The organism is Stenotrophomonas sp. Steno-Z10-BAI (assembly GCF_056393115.1).
In genome coordinates this window covers 137,909-155,899 of the sequence record NZ_JBWJOZ010000006.1, presented here as the reverse complement: position 1 = coordinate 155,899, position 17,991 = coordinate 137,909, and the positions used below count along the sequence as shown (strand labels likewise).

Sequence of the window (17,991 nt, the reverse complement as noted above, 5' to 3'; positions counted from 1 at the left end):
AATCAACGCAGGTCGTAACGGTCCAGCTCCATCACCCGCGCCCAGGCCGCGACGAAATCGCGGACGAACTTTTTCTCGCCGTCCGCGCTGGCGTAGACCTCGGCCAGGGCGCGCAGTACCGAGTTCGAGCCGAACACCAGATCCACGCGGCTGCCGCTCCAGCGCTGCGCGCCGGTACTGCGGTCGCGGCCGCTGTAGCCATCGCCGTGGGCGACCCACTGCGTGCGCATGTCGAGCAGGTTGACGAAGAAGTCATTGCTCAACGTGCCGACGCGATCGGTGAACACGCCCTCCTTGCTGCCACCGAGGTTGGTGCCGATCACCCGCAGGCCGCCGACCAGCGCGGTCATCTCCGGTGCGGTCAGTGTGAGCAGCTGCGCACGGTCGATCAGCAGCGCCTCGGTGGGCACGCTGTAGCGACCTTTGACGTAATTGCGGAAGCCATCGGCATACGGCTCCAGCACGGCGAAGGACGCCACATCGGTCTGCTCCTGGCTGGCATCGGTGCGGCCCGGGTTGAACGGCACGCTGACCTCATGGCCACCGGCCTTGGCCGCCTGCTCGACGCCGACATTGCCGGCCAGCACGATCAGATCGGCCAACGAGACCTGCCCGCCGCCATTACCCTGGAAGCCGGCCTGGATCTTTTCCAGCGCGGCAAGCACCTTGCCCAGCTGCTGCGGCTGGTTGACCGCCCAGTCCTTCTGCGGGGCCAGGCGCACACGCGCCCCGTTGGCGCCGCCACGCTTGTCCGAGCCGCGGAAGGTCGAGGCCGAGGCCCACGCGGTGGAAACCAGCTCGCCCGCGCTCAGGCCGGCCGCGCCGATCTGCTGCTTCAGCGCGGCGATGTCCTGCGCGCTGAGCGGTGTCTGCGGGGCCGCCGGCACCGGGTCCTGCCAGACGAATTCTTCGGCCGGAATTTCCGGGCCGAGGTAGCGTGCACGTGGGCCCATGTCGCGATGGGTCAGCTTGAACCACGCACGGGCAAAGGCATCGGCGAAGGCCTGCGGATCGGCCAGGAAGCGGCGCGAGATCTTTTCGTAGGCCGGGTCCACACGCAGCGACAGATCGGTGGTGAGCATGGTCGGGCGGTGCTTCTTCGAGGGATCGTGCGCGTCGGGAATGATCGCCTCGCTGTCCTTGGCCACCCACTGGTGCGCACCGGCCGGGCTCTTGGTCAGCTCCCACTCGTGGCCGAACAGGATCTCGAAGAAGTCATGGCTCCACTGCGCCGGGGTGCGCGTCCAGGTCACTTCCAGGCCACTGGTGATGGTATCGCCGCCCTTGCCGGTGCCGAATCGGTTGGCCCAGCCCAGGCCCTGGCTTTCCAGGCCCGCCGCTTCCGGTTCCACATCGACGTTGTCGGCCGGGCCGGCGCCGTGGGTCTTGCCGAAGCTGTGGCCACCGGCGATCAGCGCGACGGTTTCCTCATCGTCCATGGCCATCCGGCCGAACGTATCGCGGATGTCGAAGGCCGCCTTGAGCGGATCGGGATTGCCATCCGGGCCTTCCGGATTGACGTAGATCAGGCCCATCTGCACGGCGGCCAGCGGGTTCTCCAGATCGCGCGAGTGGATGTCGCCGTCGGCGTCATCATCGGAGACCAGCACGCCGTGGTCTTCCTGCACGCCTTCGGAGCCATGCGTATAGCGCACGTCGCCGCCGAGCCAGGTGGTCTCGCGGCCCCAGTACACATCCTGGTCGGGTTCCCAGGTATCCGGGCGGCCGCCGGCGAAGCCGAGTGTCTTGAAGCCCATCGATTCGAGCGCGACGTTGCCGGTGAGCACCAGCAGGTCAGCCCAGGAGATCGCCTGGCCGTACTTCTGCTTGATCGGCCACAGCAGGCGGCGTGCCTTGTCCAGGCTGACGTTGTCCGGCCAGCTGTTGAGCGGGGCGAAGCGCTGCTGGCCGCGGCCGGCGCCACCACGGCCATCGCCGATACGGTAGGTGCCGGCGCTGTGCCAAGCCATGCGCACGAACAGTCCGCCGTAGTGCCCGAAGTCGGCCGGCCACCAGTCCTGGGAATCGGTCATCAAGGCCTTCAGGTCGGCCTTGAGTGCGGCGTAATCCAGGCCGTTGAAAGCCTCGGCGTAATCGAATGCCTCATCCAGCGGATGCGAGCGGGTCGAGTGCTGGTTGAGCAGGTCCACCCGAAGCTGCTTGGGCCACCAGTCGCGATTGGTGGTGGCATCGCCGACGAGGGCGTGGTTGAACGGGCACTTGGCTTCGCTTTTCATGGGTATCTACCTGTGTACTGGCGAACGTGGCCGCCATCGGCGTGGGGGAGGCGATGGCGACGTCGGGAAGGTTGCCTGCACATCGGGCCGTGAGGCACCGGGATGAAGGCGTGCCCACACGTTAATCACTGCTGTTCATTCGGTACATTCGAATGAATCAACCAATGCGATAGGCGCAGGCTATTTCGAGCAATGGCCTTCAGCGCTTGCCGAACAGCCCGCCACCGAGCTTGAGCAGGTCGCCGACGCCCAGCTGCCCATCCCCGTCCTGGTCCAGCACGGAGGTCAGCAGGCCACCGCTGTTGGCGCTCTGCGCTTCCTGGCCGAGGGCCTGGCTGAGCTGGTTGGGATTGGCGTTGCCGCCGCTGGCGAAGCGCTGGGCGAGATAGGACATGACAATCGGGGCGAGGATGGCCAGCAGCTGGCTGGTCTTGCTACTGTCCAGCCCGGTGGCTTGGCTCAGCCCCTGGGTGGCGCGGTCGGTGTTGCCGCCGAAGACATGGCCGAGGATGCCGGCGCCATTGCTCGCATTGCCGCCCCCGCCGCTTAGCACGCTGCCCAGCAGCCCGCCCAGATCGAAGCCGCCCCCGGCACTGGCCGGTGCATGGTCACGCTGCAAGGCGCCCAGCAGTGCCTGTGCGCCTTGAGGTTCCTGCGCATTGCGGCCCATCGCGCCGAGCAGCAGCGGCAGGGCAGCGCCCACTGCGGTGCTGGCCTGGTTGGGGTCGATGCCCAGCTGCTGGGACACCTGCTGCAGGCCTTGGCCCTGCTGCAGTTGCTGGAAGAGGGACGCGGCAAGTGATTCGGTATTCACGGCGGACTCCAGGGCAGGGATGGGAACCGCCCGAGCATAGCGCCGTGTTCACTATGGGAATGCGAAGAATTCACGCGGGTCCGCGCGGACACCCGACCGACGGTCGGGTGCTACCGGCTCCGTGGGGAGCCGGCCAGCGGCCGGCACGACCGGCATGGTTAGAGCAGCGTCTTCAACCGGTACAGCGCTTCCAGTGCCTGCTTCGGGGTGAGCTCGTCCGGATCGATCGCGGCCAGCGCATCCTGCGCGGCGGTATTGGGCGCGTTGAACAGGCCGAACTGCTGCGGTGCATCCAGCGCCTGCGCGGCCACCACGGCGGATTGTGTCTCGTGGCTGCGCTGCTCCAGCTCGGCCAGGCGACGCCGCGCCTGGGCGACGGTCGACTTCGGCAGGCCGGCCAATGCGGCCACCTGCAGGCCGAAGCTGCGGTTGGCCGGGCCATCCTTCACGGCGTGCATGAACACCAGCGCGTCGCCGTGTTCCACCGCATCCAGGTGCACGTTGGCGATGCCGCTGGCGCCGCCTTCGTGCTGTTCGTCGGCCAGCGCGGTCAGTTCGAAGTAATGCGTGGCGAACAGCGTGTAGCAGCGATTCTGGTAGGCGAGATGCCGTGCGACCGCATCGGCAAGTGCCAAGCCGTCATAGGTGGACGTACCGCGGCCGATCTCGTCCATCAGCACCAGCGACTGTGCGCTGGCGTGATGCAGGATGTAGCTGGTCTCGGCCATTTCAACCATGAAGGTCGACTGCCCACGGGCCAGATCGTCGCCGGCGCCGATGCGGGTCAGGATGCGGTCGATCGGGCCGATCACCGCGCGGGTGGCGGGCACGAAGCTGCCGATGTGGGCCAGCAGCACGATCAGTGCGTTCTGGCGCATGTAGGTGGATTTACCGCCCATGTTCGGGCCGGTGATGACCAGCATGCGGCGGTCCGGATGCAGGTCCAGATCGTTCGGCTCGAACGGCTGCTCGCGTACCGCTTCCACCACCGGATGACGCCCGCGCTCGATCTTCAGGCACGGCCCGGTTTCCAGTTTCGGGCGCGCCCAGTCCAGCGCCTGCGCGCGTTCGGCGAAACCGGCCAGCACGTCCAGTTCGCTCAGCGCGGCGGCGCACTGCTTGAGCGGCTCCAGCCCGCTGGCGAGGATGTCCAGCAGTTGTTCGTACAGGAACTTCTCGCGGGTCAGCGAGCGTTCCCGCGCGGACAGCACCTTGTCTTCGAACGACTTCAGTTCTTCGGTGATGTAGCGCTCGGCATTGGTCAGCGTCTGGCGGCGCGTGTAATGCACCGGCGCCTTCTCGGACTGGCCCTTGCTGATCTCGATGTAGTAGCCGTGCACACGGTTGTAACCGACCTTCAGCGTGGCGATGCCGCTGGTGATGCGCTCGCGCTGTTCCAGATCGATCAGGAACTGGTCCGCATGCGTGGAGAGGCGACGCAGCTCGTCGAGCTCGGCGTCGTAGCCTTCGGCGATCACACCGCCATCGCTGAGTTTCAGCGGCGGGGTCGGGGCGATCGCGCTGGCCAGCAGATGCGCGCATTCGTCATGCGAGCCCAGTGCATCGTGCAGCGCGATCAGCCGTGGCGAATCCAGCGGTGCGAGCACCGCGCGCACCTCGGGCAGCAGGCCCAGGCCATCGCGCAGCGTGGAGAAATCGCGCGGGCGCGCCGAACGCAGCGCCACGCGGGTGAGGATGCGTTCCAGATCACCCAGTGCACGGAAGGCATCGCGTACGTCGCCCTCGGCGCCGCGATCGATCAGCGTGGCGACCGCATCGTGGCGGTGCACCAGCACCTCGCGCAGGCGCAGCGGGCGGTGCAGCCAGCGCCGCAACAGGCGACCGCCCATCGGCGTCACCGTGGTATCGAGCACGCCGAGCAGGGTATTGCGGGTATCGCCATCGACGCGCGTATCCAACTCCAGATGGCGGCGCGTGGCCGCGTTCATGGCGATGGCCTCGCTCGCGGTTTCGGTGGAGATCGCGGTGAGGTGCGGCAGGCGTTGCTTCTGGGTTTCTTCGACATAGCCGAGCAGGGCGCCGGCCGCCGCGGTGGCGCGCGGCTTGTCGTCGATGCCGAAGCCGGTCAGGTCATGCAGCTTGAAGAAATTCAGCAGCTGGCGGCGGCCGCTGTCGGCATCGAACAGCCAGGGCGCGCGACGGCGGATGCCATTGCGGTACTGCAGGAAGGCCGGCCAGTTTTCTTCATCAGGCACCAGCAGTTCGGCCGGCTCCAGGCGGGCCAGCTCGGCTTCCAGCGCATCGTCCGAATCGACCTCGTTGACCAGGAAACGGCCGCCGGCCAGATCGGCCCACGCCAGGCCATAGCCGTTCTTCCCCCGCGAGAGGGCCATCAGAAGCGTGTCGCGGCGCTCGTCCAGCAGCGCCTCGTCGGTGACGGTGCCGGGGGTGACGATGCGCACCACCTTGCGTTCCACCAGGCCCTTGGCCAGCGCGGGGTCGCCGATCTGCTCGCAGATCGCCACCGACTCGCCCAGCGCCACCAGCCGCGCCAGGTAGCCCTCGTAGGCGTGCACCGGCACACCGGCCATCGGAATCGGCGCGCCGCCGGAGCTGCCGCGCTGGGTCAGGGTGATGTCCAGCAGCCGCGCCGCCTTGCGGGCGTCGTCGTAGAACAGCTCGTAGAAGTCGCCCATCCGGAAGAAGAGCAGCAGGTCCGGGTAGTCGGACTTGGCGGCGAAGAACTGCTTCATCAGCGGGGTGTGTTCGGGCTGCTTCTCTGTCACGCGGGGTCCATCACAGTCGGGGGCAGCCCGGAAGGCCGCCTGGTCGGCCATTGTAGGGGAGGGGGCGGGCAGGGCGAAGGGCGCGCCGCGCAGCCGTGCCCTGGTGCCTGAGGCGTGCACAGGCCTCCCGTCATTCAATCGCGAACCCGGCAACATGGCCTGTCTCGTCAAGCCGGACCGTGTAGCCGACGAACGCGCCCGGACCAAACTCGGCCACATAGCTGTAAAGCGTGCCCTTTTCGCCTTGGCTCGTGCCCTTGAACACCATGTCGGTCGGTTCGCCGTAAGGCCCCACGGAACTCATCAGGCCGGCACCGATGCCAGCGGCCAGCTTGCCACGCAGGTCGTCGCTGAAGGCGCTGTAGTCGGTGCCGTTCTGCAACTGGCGGAACGATGCCTTTGCGCTGTCGCGGACGGCGGCAACCTCGCCGGCAACCGGACGTTCCCACGCCGCGACGATGTCCGGGTGCAGGGCGGCGAACACCAGATTGGTCATGGTGACGCCGGCCTCGGGCTTCTTGTCGCCCAGGTTGGTAAAGGCCAGGATGCGCAGGCCATGATCAGGGTAGTACTCATCGGCGGTGGTGAAGCCCTGCGCGCCGCCGGTGTGACCGACGCGCGCCTGCCCGTACACGGCATCCACGAACAGGCCGAGGCCGTAGCCCACGGGCTTGCCATCGGCCGTAGCGAAGGAGGTCTTCATCTGCGCATAGCCGGCTGCGGATACCACCTTGCCACCGCTCAGAGCGGCGTCCCACCGAGCCAGATCATCTAGTGTGCTGACCAGGAAACCGGCCGCACCGCTCCAGTCGGGGTGGAAGTACGGCGAGCGCTGCAACGCGCCCTGCTCATGCCGGTAACCAACGGCCATGCCGGCCAAGCGGTCGCTATCAGCCAGGGTAAAGGTGTGGGTCATGCCCAGCGGCGCCAGCATGTGCTGCTGCAGGTAGTCGCGGTAGTGCTCGCCGGAGACGGTTTCGATCACCTTGCCGAGCAGCGCGTAGCCGGTGTTGGAATACGACCAGCGCGTGCCTGGCGGGAAATCCAGCGGCTGGCCGGCAATGCGCGCGATCAGGTCATCGAAATCGATGGGGCGTGTCACCAGGTCATCGACCTCCGCTTCGGGCCCATCGAAGTACTCGTGCAGGCCGCTGGTATGGGTCAGCAGGTGGCGCAGGGTCACCTCGCTGGCGTGAGGCGCGTGCGGCAGGTAGCGCGCCAATGGGTCGTCCAGTTGCACCTTGCCCGCTTCCTGCAGCTGCACGATGGCGGCGGCGGTGAATTGCTTGGTGATCGAACCGATCTCGAACGGCGTATCGGTGCGCACCGGCAGCGCGCGCTCACGGTCTCGCAGGCCGTAAGCACGGGAATAGAGAGGCTTGCCATCAACGATCACCGCGATGGCTGCGCCGGGCACCTGGAAGCGTTGCATGACCTGCTGCACATCGGCATCGATGCGCCGCGTCACAGCGGGGTCGAGGTCGGCGGCATTGCCGCCACCGCCGCCGCTCTGCAGGGCCGGCAGCGTGGATGAGGCCGACGCGCCGCCGCAGATGGCAATGGCAGCGACCAGGCCGCCGGCAACGATCCGCAGGTATCGAGTACGCATGTACGAATCACCTATTATTCAATTTTAATCTATAGTTTGAATTATGAGCCAACCCCTAGCAAGCCCTCATGCACCGCGAGCCCTGGAACTGACCCCCGACCAGCTGGGCGCCATGGCGTCCTCACCGCGGCTGGCGATCCTGCAGCGGCTGGATATTGACGGCCACGCCACCGTGCGCGAGCTGGGCGAGCGTCTGGGGCGCCCGGTTACCGCGCTCTACCACCACCTCGAGCGGCTGGAAGAGGCGGGCCTGGTGCAGGTGGTGGAACGGCGCAGCACCGGTCGCCGGCCCGAAGCGGTCTATGCCGTGGTATCGCGGCAGCTGTCCTCGGCCGCCGCACTGCGCACGCCGGGCGGGCGCAGGAACCTGATCAAAGTGGCCAGCAGTGCGGTGGGTGCCAGTTTGCGCGCGTTCTCGGCCGCCGCCACGCAGGCGGCGGCGCGCTTCGACGGCAGCCAGCGCAACTGTGCCGTGCGCCATCTGTCGTTCCGTGCCGACGCTGCCCAGTTGGCGCGCATCAACGCGCTGATAGGCGAGCTCGAACAGGCCAGCCTGCAAGCCGGTGACGAGGCCGAGGATGGCCAGCCCCTGCTGCTGACAGTGGTGCTGGCCAGCGTGACGGACAAACGCAAGGACTGACGGCGGCTCGGCACGATCGTCGGGCGTGCCGCGGCGAGAGCGCGCGTGCGCGATGCACAGCCGGTCAGTCCGTGCGCAGGTGCAGGGTAGGGTGGGCCGCGAACACGTCCATGATGAGGTCGAAATAGGTCTGGCCGGCGCCGCGTTCCAGCGCATCCAGCTGGGTGGCGATTCTCGCGGCACTGAACACGCCGGGCCGCGCCTGTTTTTCCTGCAGCCAGGCGCGGGTGGCCGCCACCCCGAGCGCGGCGCGGCTGTGTGCGATGTGCGTCCAGCGCACCGTGGCGGATGCGTGCCCGGCCAGTGCGCCGTAGCCGCCATAGAGAAGGTCATCCAGTGCATCCAGGCTTGGGGCCAGCTGCCAGTCCTCGCTGGTCATGAACACGCGGTTGATCTCAGCGTAGAAGCCGGCGATGTCGTGGATGGCGCTTCCGTCCAGCACCAGGGTGGGACCGGTCATCCCCAGGGCCGCGCGTCCAGGTGCGGTGCGCACCGGGCGGTGGTTGTCGGCGGCAGAGTGGGTTCATGCATCGGCAGCAGTCCTCGTGACGCGTTGGTTGGGTGACTGCCCGAGGCGCGACGTGGGCGGTCACCCCGGCAGGTTGCAGCGATCGATTGTGCGTGCAACACGGTGATGTCCGACGCTTTTCTTCTCGTGGTGCACTGCAGCGCATTCGGCGGTCGAAACAAATGCTATCCAATGAATGTCCGGGACCGCACTTTTAAAGGGCTTCCAATTCTGCAGACTGCGCGGGTTGATGAGGGAAAACCATGCGTAGCAAGCTGTTCGTCCCCGGCGCCCGGCCGGAATTGTTCGACAAGGCCATGGCCGGCGAGGCCGATGCGCTCTCTTTCGACCTGGAAGATTCGGTGCCCGAGGCCGGCAAGGCCCAGGCCCGCGACCAGGTCGCCGGCTTCCTGCGCCGCGTGCAGGGCGGCGCCGGTGACAAGCAGTTGATCGTGCGCAGCAACGGGACGGACAGCGCCCATTTCGGCGCGGACCTGGATGCGGTGGCGCTCCCCGGTGTGGACTTGCTCAACCTGCCCAAGATTGAATCGGTGGCTCAGCTGCTGGCGGCCATCGCCCGGCTGGAACGGGCTGAGCAGCGCAACGGCGTGACGCGCCCGATCGGGCTGCTGATCAACATCGAAACCCCCAAGGCCCTGCGCATCGCCGCCGAACTGGCCGGCGCGCACCCGCGCGTGGCCGGAGTGCAGTTGGGGCTGGGTGACCTGTTTTCGCCCAATGGCATCGACCGTGAGCCGAGCAACGTGCATGCCACGCTGTTCGCGCTGCGGTTGGCGGCCGCTGAAGCCCAGGTGTTCGCCTGCGACGGTGCGTTTCCGGACGTGGCCGACAGCGACGGTTTCCTGGCCGAGGCGCAGATGGCCCGGCAGTTGGGCTTCATCGGCAAAAGCTGCATCCACCCGCGCCAGGTTGCCCTGGCCAACGCCACCTTCAGCGTGCCGCCGGCGATGTTCGCGGAGGCGCAGCGGATTGTTGCCGCCGCCGCCGGTGCCGAAGGGCAGGGGCACGGCGCGTTCCTGTTTGAAGGCCGGATGATCGACCTGCCGTACCTGCGCCGTGCTCAAGCCCTGCTTGCCGCATCTTCTCCCCCGCTTGCCTGATTGCGGTATCGGGATGCATCGACCACTGTCTCTTACCTGCGCTCTTGCCGGCTTCGGCGTTGCCGCACTTCTTCCGGGTAATTTCATGCACAAGCCTGCACCGTCCGCGTTCCTTTCCACTGTGCTCCGGCGCTGCGCGCGCAGCGTGCAGCTGGTTGCCGCCGCTGTCCTGCTTGCCGGCAGTGGCGCCGTGGCCGCCGAGAGCCTGACCACGGTGGCGGCCGGCAACCTGCCGGCACTGCCGGCGCAGATTGCGCCGGGCGGGCTGGTACATGTGGACGGGCGCCTGGTGGCACTCAGCCATGACGGTGCCTGGGAGCTGCGCGCCGACAACAAGGCGTGGGAGGCGTTGGCGGCGCCGGCCGCAGGGCAGCTTGGCGGGCTTGAGGGCAGCGTCAGCGCGGCCGGGCGCACCTATCTGTTGCAGGGCCGGGATGCGCTCGGCGACCGCCTGCAGCCGGTGGTACTGAACAACGGCGCGCTGGTGTTCGGCGCGGCCATTGCGCTGCCCGCGCGGCTGCGCAACGCGCGGGCGGCCACCTTCGGTGACGCGCTGTATCTGGTGGGCAACGATGCGGCTGGCAGCGCCCAGCTCTACCGCCGCACCGCGGCGGCAGGCAACGCCGCCTGGCAGCCTCTGGAGGATCTGCCCCAGCAGGGGGTTGCCAGCGCATTGCAGGCGCAGAAAGGCGCGCTGTACCTGGGCCTGGGCACCGGCACGGGCAGCGACCAGCTGTGGCGCCGCAATGCCGACGCCAGCTGGCAGCAGGTCGCGTCGCCGGACGGCACGATCATCGCCGGCTCGATGCGCGCGCTGGGCCAGGCGCATCTGCTGATGCTGGTGAACGACGGCAGCGGCGTGACCCAGGCGCGCACCTTCCACACCATCACCGACGCATGGACGACACTGGACACGCCGATTGCCGCAGCACCGCAGGCCGTCACGGCGTGGGGCAACGGACTGGCCTGGGCCACCGCGGGCGCCACCGGCAGCCAGCTCCAGTACGCCGAACTGCAGGGCGGCAAGCACCTGCTGCGCTGGCTGGACTGGACGGTGATCGGCGTCTATCTGCTGGCCATGCTTGGGATGGGCTTCTACTTCTATCTCAAGGACCAGAACGCCTCCACGGCGGACTTCTTCGTCGGTGGGCGCTCGATTCCGTTCTGGGCGGCCGGCATCAGCCTGTATGCCACCAACACCAGTTCGATCAGCTTCATCGCCATCCCGGCCAAAGCCTTCGATACCAACTGGCAGTACCTGACCAACAACCTGATCGCGGTCGTGGGCCTGATGTTCGTGGCGGTCTGGATCGTGCCGCTGCTGCGCCGGCTGGACCTGATGAGCGTGTTCTCCTACCTCGAAACGCGCTTCCATCCGGCGATCCGCATGCTGTCCAGCGCACTGTGCATCGTGATGCAGATCGGCAGCCGCATGAGCGTGATCCTGTTCCTGCCGGCGCTGGCGATCTCCACCATCACCGGCGTGGACGTGGTCTGGTCGATCATGCTGATGGGCGTGTTCACGATCATCTACTCCACTGTGGGCGGCTCCAAGGCGGTGATCTGGACCGACGTGGTGCAGGTGATCGTGATGTTCGGCGGCGCGCTGTTCGCGATCGGCTTCATCTTCCTGCAGACCGGCGGCGACATGCCGCAGCTGCTGAGTGCGGCCGCGGCGGAGGACAAGACCAAGCTGTTCGATTTCAGCTTCGACCTCACCAAGGCCACGGTGTGGGGCTTCATCTTCCTGGTGGTGTTCGATGTGGTGCTGACCTTCCCGAAGGACCAGGTGCTGATGCAGCGCACCTTGTCCACGCGCTCGGACAAGGAAGCCGGGCGATCGATCTGGGCATTTGCCGCCATCATGATTCCCGGCGGCTTCGTGTTCTACGGCATCGGTACGGCCCTGTGGATGTACTACCGCAACAACCCCGAACGCCTGAATCCCCTGCTGCCGATCGATGCGACCTTCCCGCTGTTCATCGCCGCCGAGCTGCCGGCCGGTGTCACCGGGCTGATCATCGCCGGCATCTTCGCCGCGGCGATGTCGACCCTGTCGAGCATCATCAACTCGATCTCGACCCTGGTTTCGGTGGATTTCTACCAGAAACTGGTCAAGGACCCGAACGAGAAAACCGCCGTGCGCGTGGCCGAATGGTCCGGCGTGGGCGTGGGCCTGATCGGCATCGGCATCGCGCTGGTGATGAGCCGCTATGACATCCATTCGCTGTTTGATGTCTCCATCGAACTGGCCGGCCTGCTCGGCGGTGGTTTTGCCGGTGCCTACACGCTGGGCATGTTCACCCGCCGCGCCAACGCGCCGGGCGTGGCGATCGGTGTGGCCGGCTCGATCCTGATCACGCTGGTCTGCTGGAGCATGAACCTGGTGCACCCGTACTTCTATCTGGCGATCTCGATCCTGCTGTGCATCGTGATCGGCTATGTGGCCAGCCTGTTCTTCCCGGCACCCACCCGCTCGCTGAAGGGGCTGACCATCTACCGCGATACCCCGGCCGAAGCGGCAGCTCCATGACCAGCACCGTTGAGGCGCCGGCGCACGGGCCATTGGTCCAATCGCATTGCGCCAGTGGCTCGTGTAGGTTGCTCACGCGCTGAGAGGTAATCCGTGGAAACCCAGTTCCTGAGTACGTTCGTAACGGTGGTGGACCGCGGCTCGATGGCTGCCGCGGCCCGCTCGCTGCATATCACACCGGCCGCGGTCGCCCAGCAGATCCGCACGCTGGAACGTGAACTCGGCGCGCCGCTGATCGCCCGCGCCGGGCGCACCGTCAGCGTCACCGAGGACGGCGCGCGCATCCTGCAGCGGGCGCGCGACCTGCTACGCCAGGTGGCCGACCTGCGCAGCGTGGCCAACGAAAACGACCTGGCCGGCGAGCTGCGGCTGGGCGCGTGCCCGACCGCGCTGGCCGGCCTGCTGCCGGACATCCTGTCGCGGATGGTGGCGACGTTCCCGCAGATCAACGTCTTCATCAAGCCGGGTTACTCGGCCGATCTGTACCGGGCGGTGGAGGCTGGCGATCTGGATGCGGCGATGGTGCTGCAGGCCCCCTTCGCGCTGCCCAAGACCTGCAAGTGGCAGCAGCTGCGCGAGGAGCCGCTGGTGGTGCTGGCGCCGGCCCATCTGGGCAGCCGTGACCCGCACGAGCTGCTGCGCGAGCAGCCGTTGATCCGCTACGACCGCCACGAATGGGGCGGTCGCCTCGCCGATGACTACCTGCGACAGGCCGGGATCGTGCCGCGCGAGCGGTTCGAGCTCAATGCACTCAACGCCATCGCGGTCATGGTCGACCGCGGGCTCGGCGTGTCACTGGTGCCGGATTGGGCCAAGCCATGGCCGGAAGGATTGAATGTCGTGCGCATTCCCTTGCCGCAGTGCAGCGAACCGCGCCGGATTGGCGTGGTCTGGTCGCGTTCGTCGGTGCGCATCCGCCTGGTGAACGTGCTGCTGGAGGAAGCGCGTGTCGCATTGACCGAGCCGCAACGCTGACACCACGGGTTTTCGCGCGGTGCGCCGTGCGAAGCGAAACAAATCCTAGGCTTTGAACATACCTGAGCACAGTTCTATCGCCATGACGCCGCGCCTAGGCTCTCGCCTCGTTGCCGGACAGGACGTGGAGACCCGCAAGGGAACCGCATCGACCGGCGGAAGGGCGAAAGCCCACGCGCGTCATCGGTGGCGACGGCTCCCCGGCCGGCTGTCCCGCATTTCCTTTTTTGGGGGGGAGAAACGAATGATCAAGCCACTTTCCGCGGCCATCAGCACTGCACTGTTCGCCTGTGTCATCAACCCTGCCATGGCGCAGAGCACGACGCCCACCGATCTGGACCAGGTGATCGTGACCGGAAGCCGGACCCCGATCTCGATCGAGAAGGTCCCCGGTGCAGTGACCGTCGTGAACCAGGAACAGGTGCAGCGCACCCTCAACCTGACCGAAGACGCCACGGCCGTGCTGGCACGCATGGTGCCGGGCTACTCCGAATCCTCCCAGGCGATGAGCAACAGTGGCGAGACCCTGCGCGGCCGTGTCGCGCTGCGCCTGTTCGACGGTGTGCCGCAGGGCTCCCCGCTGCGCGAAGGCAGCCGCAACGGCACGTTCACCGATATGGGCGTGATCGGCCGCATCGAAGTGATCAACGGCCCGTCGGCTGCCGAGGGCATCGGCGGTGCCGGTGGCGTCATCAACTATCTTTCCAAGAATCCGGAAGTGGACGGCCACCAGACCACGGTGAGCACGCGCTACGGCACCCAGTTCAAGGATGACAGCGGGCAGTCCAAGATCGGCATCACCCACACCTTCAAGGGCGATGCGGCGGACTTCCTGATCAGCGGCGCCTACATCGACCGCGGCATCGCCTACGACGGCGACGGTCGCCGGGTGGGGTTGAACACCTCCGGTTCGCTGTCCGATTCCTACAGCAAGAACCTGTTCCTGAAGGGCGGCTACAACTTTGGTGAGGGCCAGATGCAGCGCATCCAGGCCAGTTACAGCAACTTCCATATCGGTGGGAAGCACAACTACATTCCGGTCGAAGGCTGCCGCTACGACGCCGTGGAGTGCCCGATTCCGAGCACCAATACCGCGGAGAAGGGCTCGATCAAGGATTCGCTGGCCGAGTTCAACGATTTCGAACAGTTCGCTGCCAAGTACACCCATGCCGACTTCTTCGGCGGTGACCTGAGCGTGGACCTGTACTGGGCCAAGCAGGCGATGCGCTATGTGCCGGAGAACGGCGCCGACCGCCAGCTGGTCAAGCCGGCCCCGCCGGAAGCCGACCGCATCTGGGACCAGTCGGAGATCAACTCCGAGAAGAAGGGGCTGCGTGTGGCTTACGCCTACAGCGGCCTGTTCGCGGTGGAGGGCCTGCGCCTGCGTACCGGTCTGGACCTGGTGGAAGACACGGCTGAACAGCGCCTGGCGTTGACCGACCGGGTCTGGGTGCCGCCGATGAAATACACCAGCCTGGCGCCGTACGCGCAGCTGAGCTGGGACATCGGCCCGGTGACGCTGGATGCCGGCATCCGCCGCGAAGACGGTGAGCTGGAAATCGACGGTTACACCACCACCGCCTACCGCGACTTCACCCCGGTGCAGGGCGGCAAGCTCGACTACAAGGCCAACCTGCCCAACTTCGGTGCGATCTGGCGCATCACCGATGCGTGGTCGGTGTTCGCCTCGTACTCGGAAGGCTTCGGTATCGCCAACGTGGGTATCCCGCTGCGCAATATCCAGGCCAACAGCCCGTGCAAGGCAGTGGCATGCATCGCCGATCTGCAGCCGCTGATCACCAAGAACAAGGAAGTGGGCTTCAACTGGCGCGGCGAGCAGGCACAGGTCGGCATCTCAGGCTACCGCTCGACCTCCGAGTTCGGCTCATCGCTGACCGTGGACAAGGTGACCGAGGACTTCATCCTCACCCGCGCGCCGACCCGGATCGAAGGCGTTGAACTGAACAGCGCCTGGACCTTCAACGACCAGTGGAAGGCGACGCTGCTGTACTCGCGGATCCGCGGCCAGACCCAGTACTACGACGGCTCGGGCCTGAACAAGGAGATGGGCATCCTCGATATCTCGCCGGACAAGGTCAATGCCTCGCTGACCTGGACACCGAATGATCGTTTCGATGCGACGCTGGGCGTGAGCCGTACCTTCAGCCGCGACCTGCGCGAAACCTTCGTCAATCCGTCCAACGGCGCGGTGTACCGCAATGACGAGGATACCTACGGCTACGCGTTGTGGGATCTCAGCATGAACTACGACATCGGCACCTACGGCAAGCTGTCGCTGGGCATCGAGAACCTGCTGGACAAGCAGTACGTGCTGACCTGGTCGCAGTTGCCGGGTTGGCAGAACTTCTTCTCCGGCCGTGGCCGCATGGTGTCGCTGACCCATACCTTCACGTTCTGACCGTCACCGCGGACCGGTGCTGCGAACCACTGCAGCGCCGGTCCGTTTTTATTGCCTTACCCTGTCATGACGTTACCGCCACTGACAGCAGGAGAGCGGATGTACTGGCCATCGCACGGACCGGCCCACGCCCGTCATTGCCGCCCCCGGGCACGCCTGGCCGTGCTCGCGTGGCTGATGCTGGCGGTGGGACAGGCCGCGGCGTCGTCGCCGGAACGTCCCGCCTCACCGCCACGGCTGCCGGCGGTCGATGCTCTCCTCCGCGAATCGACCGGCCGCCAGGGCTACACCGGCGCGGTCGCGCTGGTAATTCACGACGGCCGCATCGTGCATGACGCCGGCTACGGTTGGCAGGATCTGGCGCATGCCACGCCCATGCAGCGTGACAGCATTTTCCGCATCTACTCGATGACCAAAACGGTGGCCTCGGTGGCCGCCTTGATGCTGGTGGAAGAGGGTCGGCTGGATCTGGATGATCCGGTGGCGCGCCATCTCCCTGAGTTCTCAGGCCTGCAGGTCTTCACCGGGGGCACCGCCGCGGCGCCACAGCTGCGGCCGGCGAGGCAGACGCTGACCGTGCGGCACCTGCTTACCCATACCGCCGGTTTCGCAGCGGGTGGGGACGGATTCGAAGCCGTCACCGAGCTGCTGGAACACCAGCAGGTGCAGGCCGCGGACAGCCTGGCCGACTACACCGCACGGCTGGCACGCGTGCCGCTGGCGAGCGAGCCGGGTACGCGCTTCCGTTACGACAGCACGTCCATCGAGGTGCTCTCGCGGTTGGTGGAAGTGGTGGGGAAGCTGCCATTCGAGCAGTTCCTGCAACAGCGTATCTTCGGCCCGCTGGACATGCGCGATACCGGGTTCGTGGTGCCGGCGCGCGACCGCGCCCGGGTGGTCGAACTGACCACCATGGGTGAGCGCGGTGATCTGGTACTCGCCGATGAGGCGCACGCGCGGGCGCCTGGCAGTGCGCTGCGCCCGTATCCCAGTGGTGCCGGCGGCCTGTACTCCACCGCCGGCGACTACGGCCGGTTCGCGCAGATGCTGCTGGACGGCGGCCGCCATGGCGACGTGCAGTTGCTTCGAGCTTCCTCCGTGGCCCTGATGATGCAGAACCAGCTGGTGCATACCGCCTTGCCGCGGCCGGTGACCGAGTTCAGTGATGCCGAAGGCTTCGGGCTGGGCGGTTCGGTGTTGCTGGATCCGGCCCTGAAAGGACGCACTGCCTCGGTGGGGGCGTTCGGCTGGTCGGGCGCTGCCTCGACCTACTACACGATCGACCCGGCACGCCGCCTGGTCGCGATCCTGATGCTGCAGCATCTGCCCGGTGGCAATGACGATCTGCCGCGCATCAGTACGACGTTCTACAACCGCGTTGATGAGGCGATAGACCCATGAGTAATGCGGCACGTTCCACCGTCCTCGTTGCCGGCTCGGCCAATCTCGATTTCGTGGTACGCGCCACGCACGTGCCGGCGCCCGGAGAGACCGTGCTGGGCCGTGGTTTCAGCACCTTCCCCGGTGGCAAGGGCGCCAATCAGGCCGTGGCCTGCGCGCGGGCCGGTGGTGTGCCGACGCGGATGCTGCTGGCCCTGGGCGAGGATGACTTCGCCACGCCGATCGAGGCGTCCCTGCGCGAGGCCGGTGTGGCGCTGTCGGCCGTGCGCGATCCTGCGCTGCCTACGGGCACCGCCTTCATCTGCCTGGCCGACAACGCCGAGAACGCGATTACCGTTGCACCCGGCGCCAACCTGGGCCTGCGCGAGGAACACCTGCCTGCGCTGGACGGGGTCGGCTGGCTCTTGCTGCAGCTCGAGACCCCGTTGCCCACCATCACTGCCTATGCCCGCCGCGCCCGCGCGGCAGGGCTCAAGGTCGCGCTCAACGCCGCGCCGGCGCAGGTGCTGCCCGACGCGTTGCTCGCCCTGCTGGACGTGCTGATCGTCAACGAAGGGGAACTCGAGGTGGTGGCCGGTCATCCCCCGGACCTGGCCACCGGGCTGGCACGCGTGCCGGTGCCCTGTGTGATCGTGACCCTGGGGGCGCGGGGCAGTCTGGCCCGCGTGGACGGGCAGATCCTGTTGCAGCCCGGGTTCCGTATCGAGCCCACCGACACCACCGCGGCCGGCGATACGTTCTGCGGTGCCCTGATCGCCGCGCTGGCGGAGCAGCAACCGATGGCCCAGGCATTGCTGACCGCCACCGCTGCCTCCGCGTTGACCTGTACGCGCCTGGGCGCGCAGTCGAGCATTCCCTGCCGCGCCGAGGTGCTGGCGCTGCTGGCAGACCCCGCGCGTGTTCCCGATGCCGCCGCCCATGCTGCGCTGGCAGCGGTGTGCGCGCGCTGATGTCCCCCTTTTTCGTTTCCTGCTGGATGCCTTGCCC

At 67.0% G+C, this 17,991-nt stretch carries 12 protein-coding genes; 7 read left to right on the top strand and 5 right to left on the bottom strand.

The features are described 5' to 3' along the window. Positions 1-2: 2 nt before the first annotated feature. From katG to AC06E9_RS15255, 4 genes are all read right to left on the bottom strand, one after another. Positions 3-2,237: a catalase/peroxidase HPI gene (katG, locus tag AC06E9_RS15270; RefSeq protein ID WP_478056350.1), complete on the bottom strand. Its 2,235-nt coding sequence runs from the start codon at positions 2,235-2,237 to the stop codon at positions 3-5. Between the two features lie 199 nt (positions 2,238-2,436). Continuing rightward, the gene (locus tag AC06E9_RS15265) at positions 2,437-3,051 is read right to left on the bottom strand and encodes a DUF937 domain-containing protein (RefSeq protein ID WP_478056349.1); all 615 of its coding nucleotides are present in this window, start codon (positions 3,049-3,051) and stop codon (positions 2,437-2,439) included. Positions 3,052-3,209: 158 nt separating this feature from the next. Further along, complete coding sequence (gene mutS, locus AC06E9_RS15260; protein ID WP_478056390.1) at positions 3,210-5,765, bottom strand: DNA mismatch repair protein MutS; 2,556 nt, start codon at positions 5,763-5,765, stop codon at positions 3,210-3,212. Between the two features lie 163 nt (positions 5,766-5,928). Further along, the gene (locus AC06E9_RS15255) at positions 5,929-7,407 is read right to left on the bottom strand and encodes a serine hydrolase domain-containing protein (protein WP_121043502.1); all 1,479 of its coding nucleotides are present in this window, start codon (positions 7,405-7,407) and stop codon (positions 5,929-5,931) included. 43 nt (positions 7,408-7,450) lie between these two features. On the opposite strand from AC06E9_RS15255, the gene AC06E9_RS15250 reads away from it, so the two are divergent. Next, positions 7,451-8,047, top strand: coding sequence for an ArsR/SmtB family transcription factor (locus tag AC06E9_RS15250; protein WP_121043505.1), 597 nt, complete (start codon positions 7,451-7,453; stop codon positions 8,045-8,047). Between the two features lie 64 nt (positions 8,048-8,111). On the opposite strand, the gene AC06E9_RS15245 is transcribed toward AC06E9_RS15250, so the two are convergent. Continuing rightward, positions 8,112-8,507, bottom strand: a complete 396-nt coding sequence (locus AC06E9_RS15245; RefSeq protein WP_478056348.1) for a barstar family protein — start codon at positions 8,505-8,507, stop codon at positions 8,112-8,114. Positions 8,508-8,818: 311 nt separating this feature from the next. On the opposite strand from AC06E9_RS15245, the gene AC06E9_RS15240 reads away from it, so the two are divergent. From AC06E9_RS15240 to AC06E9_RS15215, 6 genes are all read left to right on the top strand, one after another. Beyond that, entirely contained in the window at positions 8,819-9,676 is an 858-nt protein-coding gene (locus tag AC06E9_RS15240) for an HpcH/HpaI aldolase/citrate lyase family protein (protein WP_478056347.1), read from the top strand. 85 nt (positions 9,677-9,761) lie between these two features. Further along, complete coding sequence (locus tag AC06E9_RS15235; RefSeq protein ID WP_478056346.1) at positions 9,762-12,209, top strand: sodium:solute symporter family transporter; 2,448 nt, start codon at positions 9,762-9,764, stop codon at positions 12,207-12,209. Between the two features lie 93 nt (positions 12,210-12,302). Continuing rightward, positions 12,303-13,184: a LysR family transcriptional regulator gene (locus AC06E9_RS15230; RefSeq protein WP_102789143.1), complete on the top strand. Its 882-nt coding sequence runs from the start codon at positions 12,303-12,305 to the stop codon at positions 13,182-13,184. Between the two features lie 244 nt (positions 13,185-13,428). Next, positions 13,429-15,603: a TonB-dependent receptor gene (locus tag AC06E9_RS15225; protein ID WP_478056345.1), complete on the top strand. Its 2,175-nt coding sequence runs from the start codon at positions 13,429-13,431 to the stop codon at positions 15,601-15,603. Between the two features lie 99 nt (positions 15,604-15,702). Beyond that, positions 15,703-17,004 (top strand): serine hydrolase domain-containing protein, encoded by a 1,302-nt coding sequence (locus tag AC06E9_RS15220; RefSeq protein ID WP_478056344.1) that lies wholly within the window; start codon positions 15,703-15,705, stop codon positions 17,002-17,004. Then, entirely contained in the window at positions 17,001-17,954 is a 954-nt protein-coding gene (locus AC06E9_RS15215; protein ID WP_478056343.1) for a ribokinase, read from the top strand. The genes AC06E9_RS15220 and AC06E9_RS15215 overlap by 4 nt, the downstream gene beginning before the upstream one ends. Positions 17,955-17,991 lie beyond the last annotated feature (37 nt).

Bases quoted from the DNA above. Each gene is read 5' to 3' on its own strand.
- katG (WP_478056350.1), bottom strand. From the start codon at position 2,237: ATGAAAAGCGAAGCCAAGTGCCCGTTCAACCACGCCCTCGTCGGCGAT.
- AC06E9_RS15250 (WP_121043505.1), top strand. From the start codon at position 7,451: ATGAGCCAACCCCTAGCAAGCCCTCATGCACCGCGAGCCCTGGAACTG.
- AC06E9_RS15220 (WP_478056344.1), top strand. From the start codon at position 15,703: ATGTACTGGCCATCGCACGGACCGGCCCACGCCCGTCATTGCCGCCCC.
- AC06E9_RS15225 (WP_478056345.1), top strand. From the start codon at position 13,429: ATGATCAAGCCACTTTCCGCGGCCATCAGCACTGCACTGTTCGCCTGT.
- AC06E9_RS15240 (WP_478056347.1), top strand. From the start codon at position 8,819: ATGCGTAGCAAGCTGTTCGTCCCCGGCGCCCGGCCGGAATTGTTCGAC.
- AC06E9_RS15215 (WP_478056343.1), top strand. From the start codon at position 17,001: ATGAGTAATGCGGCACGTTCCACCGTCCTCGTTGCCGGCTCGGCCAAT.
- AC06E9_RS15255 (WP_121043502.1), bottom strand. From the start codon at position 7,407: ATGCGTACTCGATACCTGCGGATCGTTGCCGGCGGCCTGGTCGCTGCC.
- mutS (WP_478056390.1), bottom strand. From the start codon at position 5,765: ATGAAGCAGTTCTTCGCCGCCAAGTCCGACTACCCGGACCTGCTGCTC.
- AC06E9_RS15235 (WP_478056346.1), top strand. From the start codon at position 9,762: ATGCACAAGCCTGCACCGTCCGCGTTCCTTTCCACTGTGCTCCGGCGC.
- AC06E9_RS15245 (WP_478056348.1), bottom strand. From the start codon at position 8,507: ATGACCGGTCCCACCCTGGTGCTGGACGGAAGCGCCATCCACGACATC.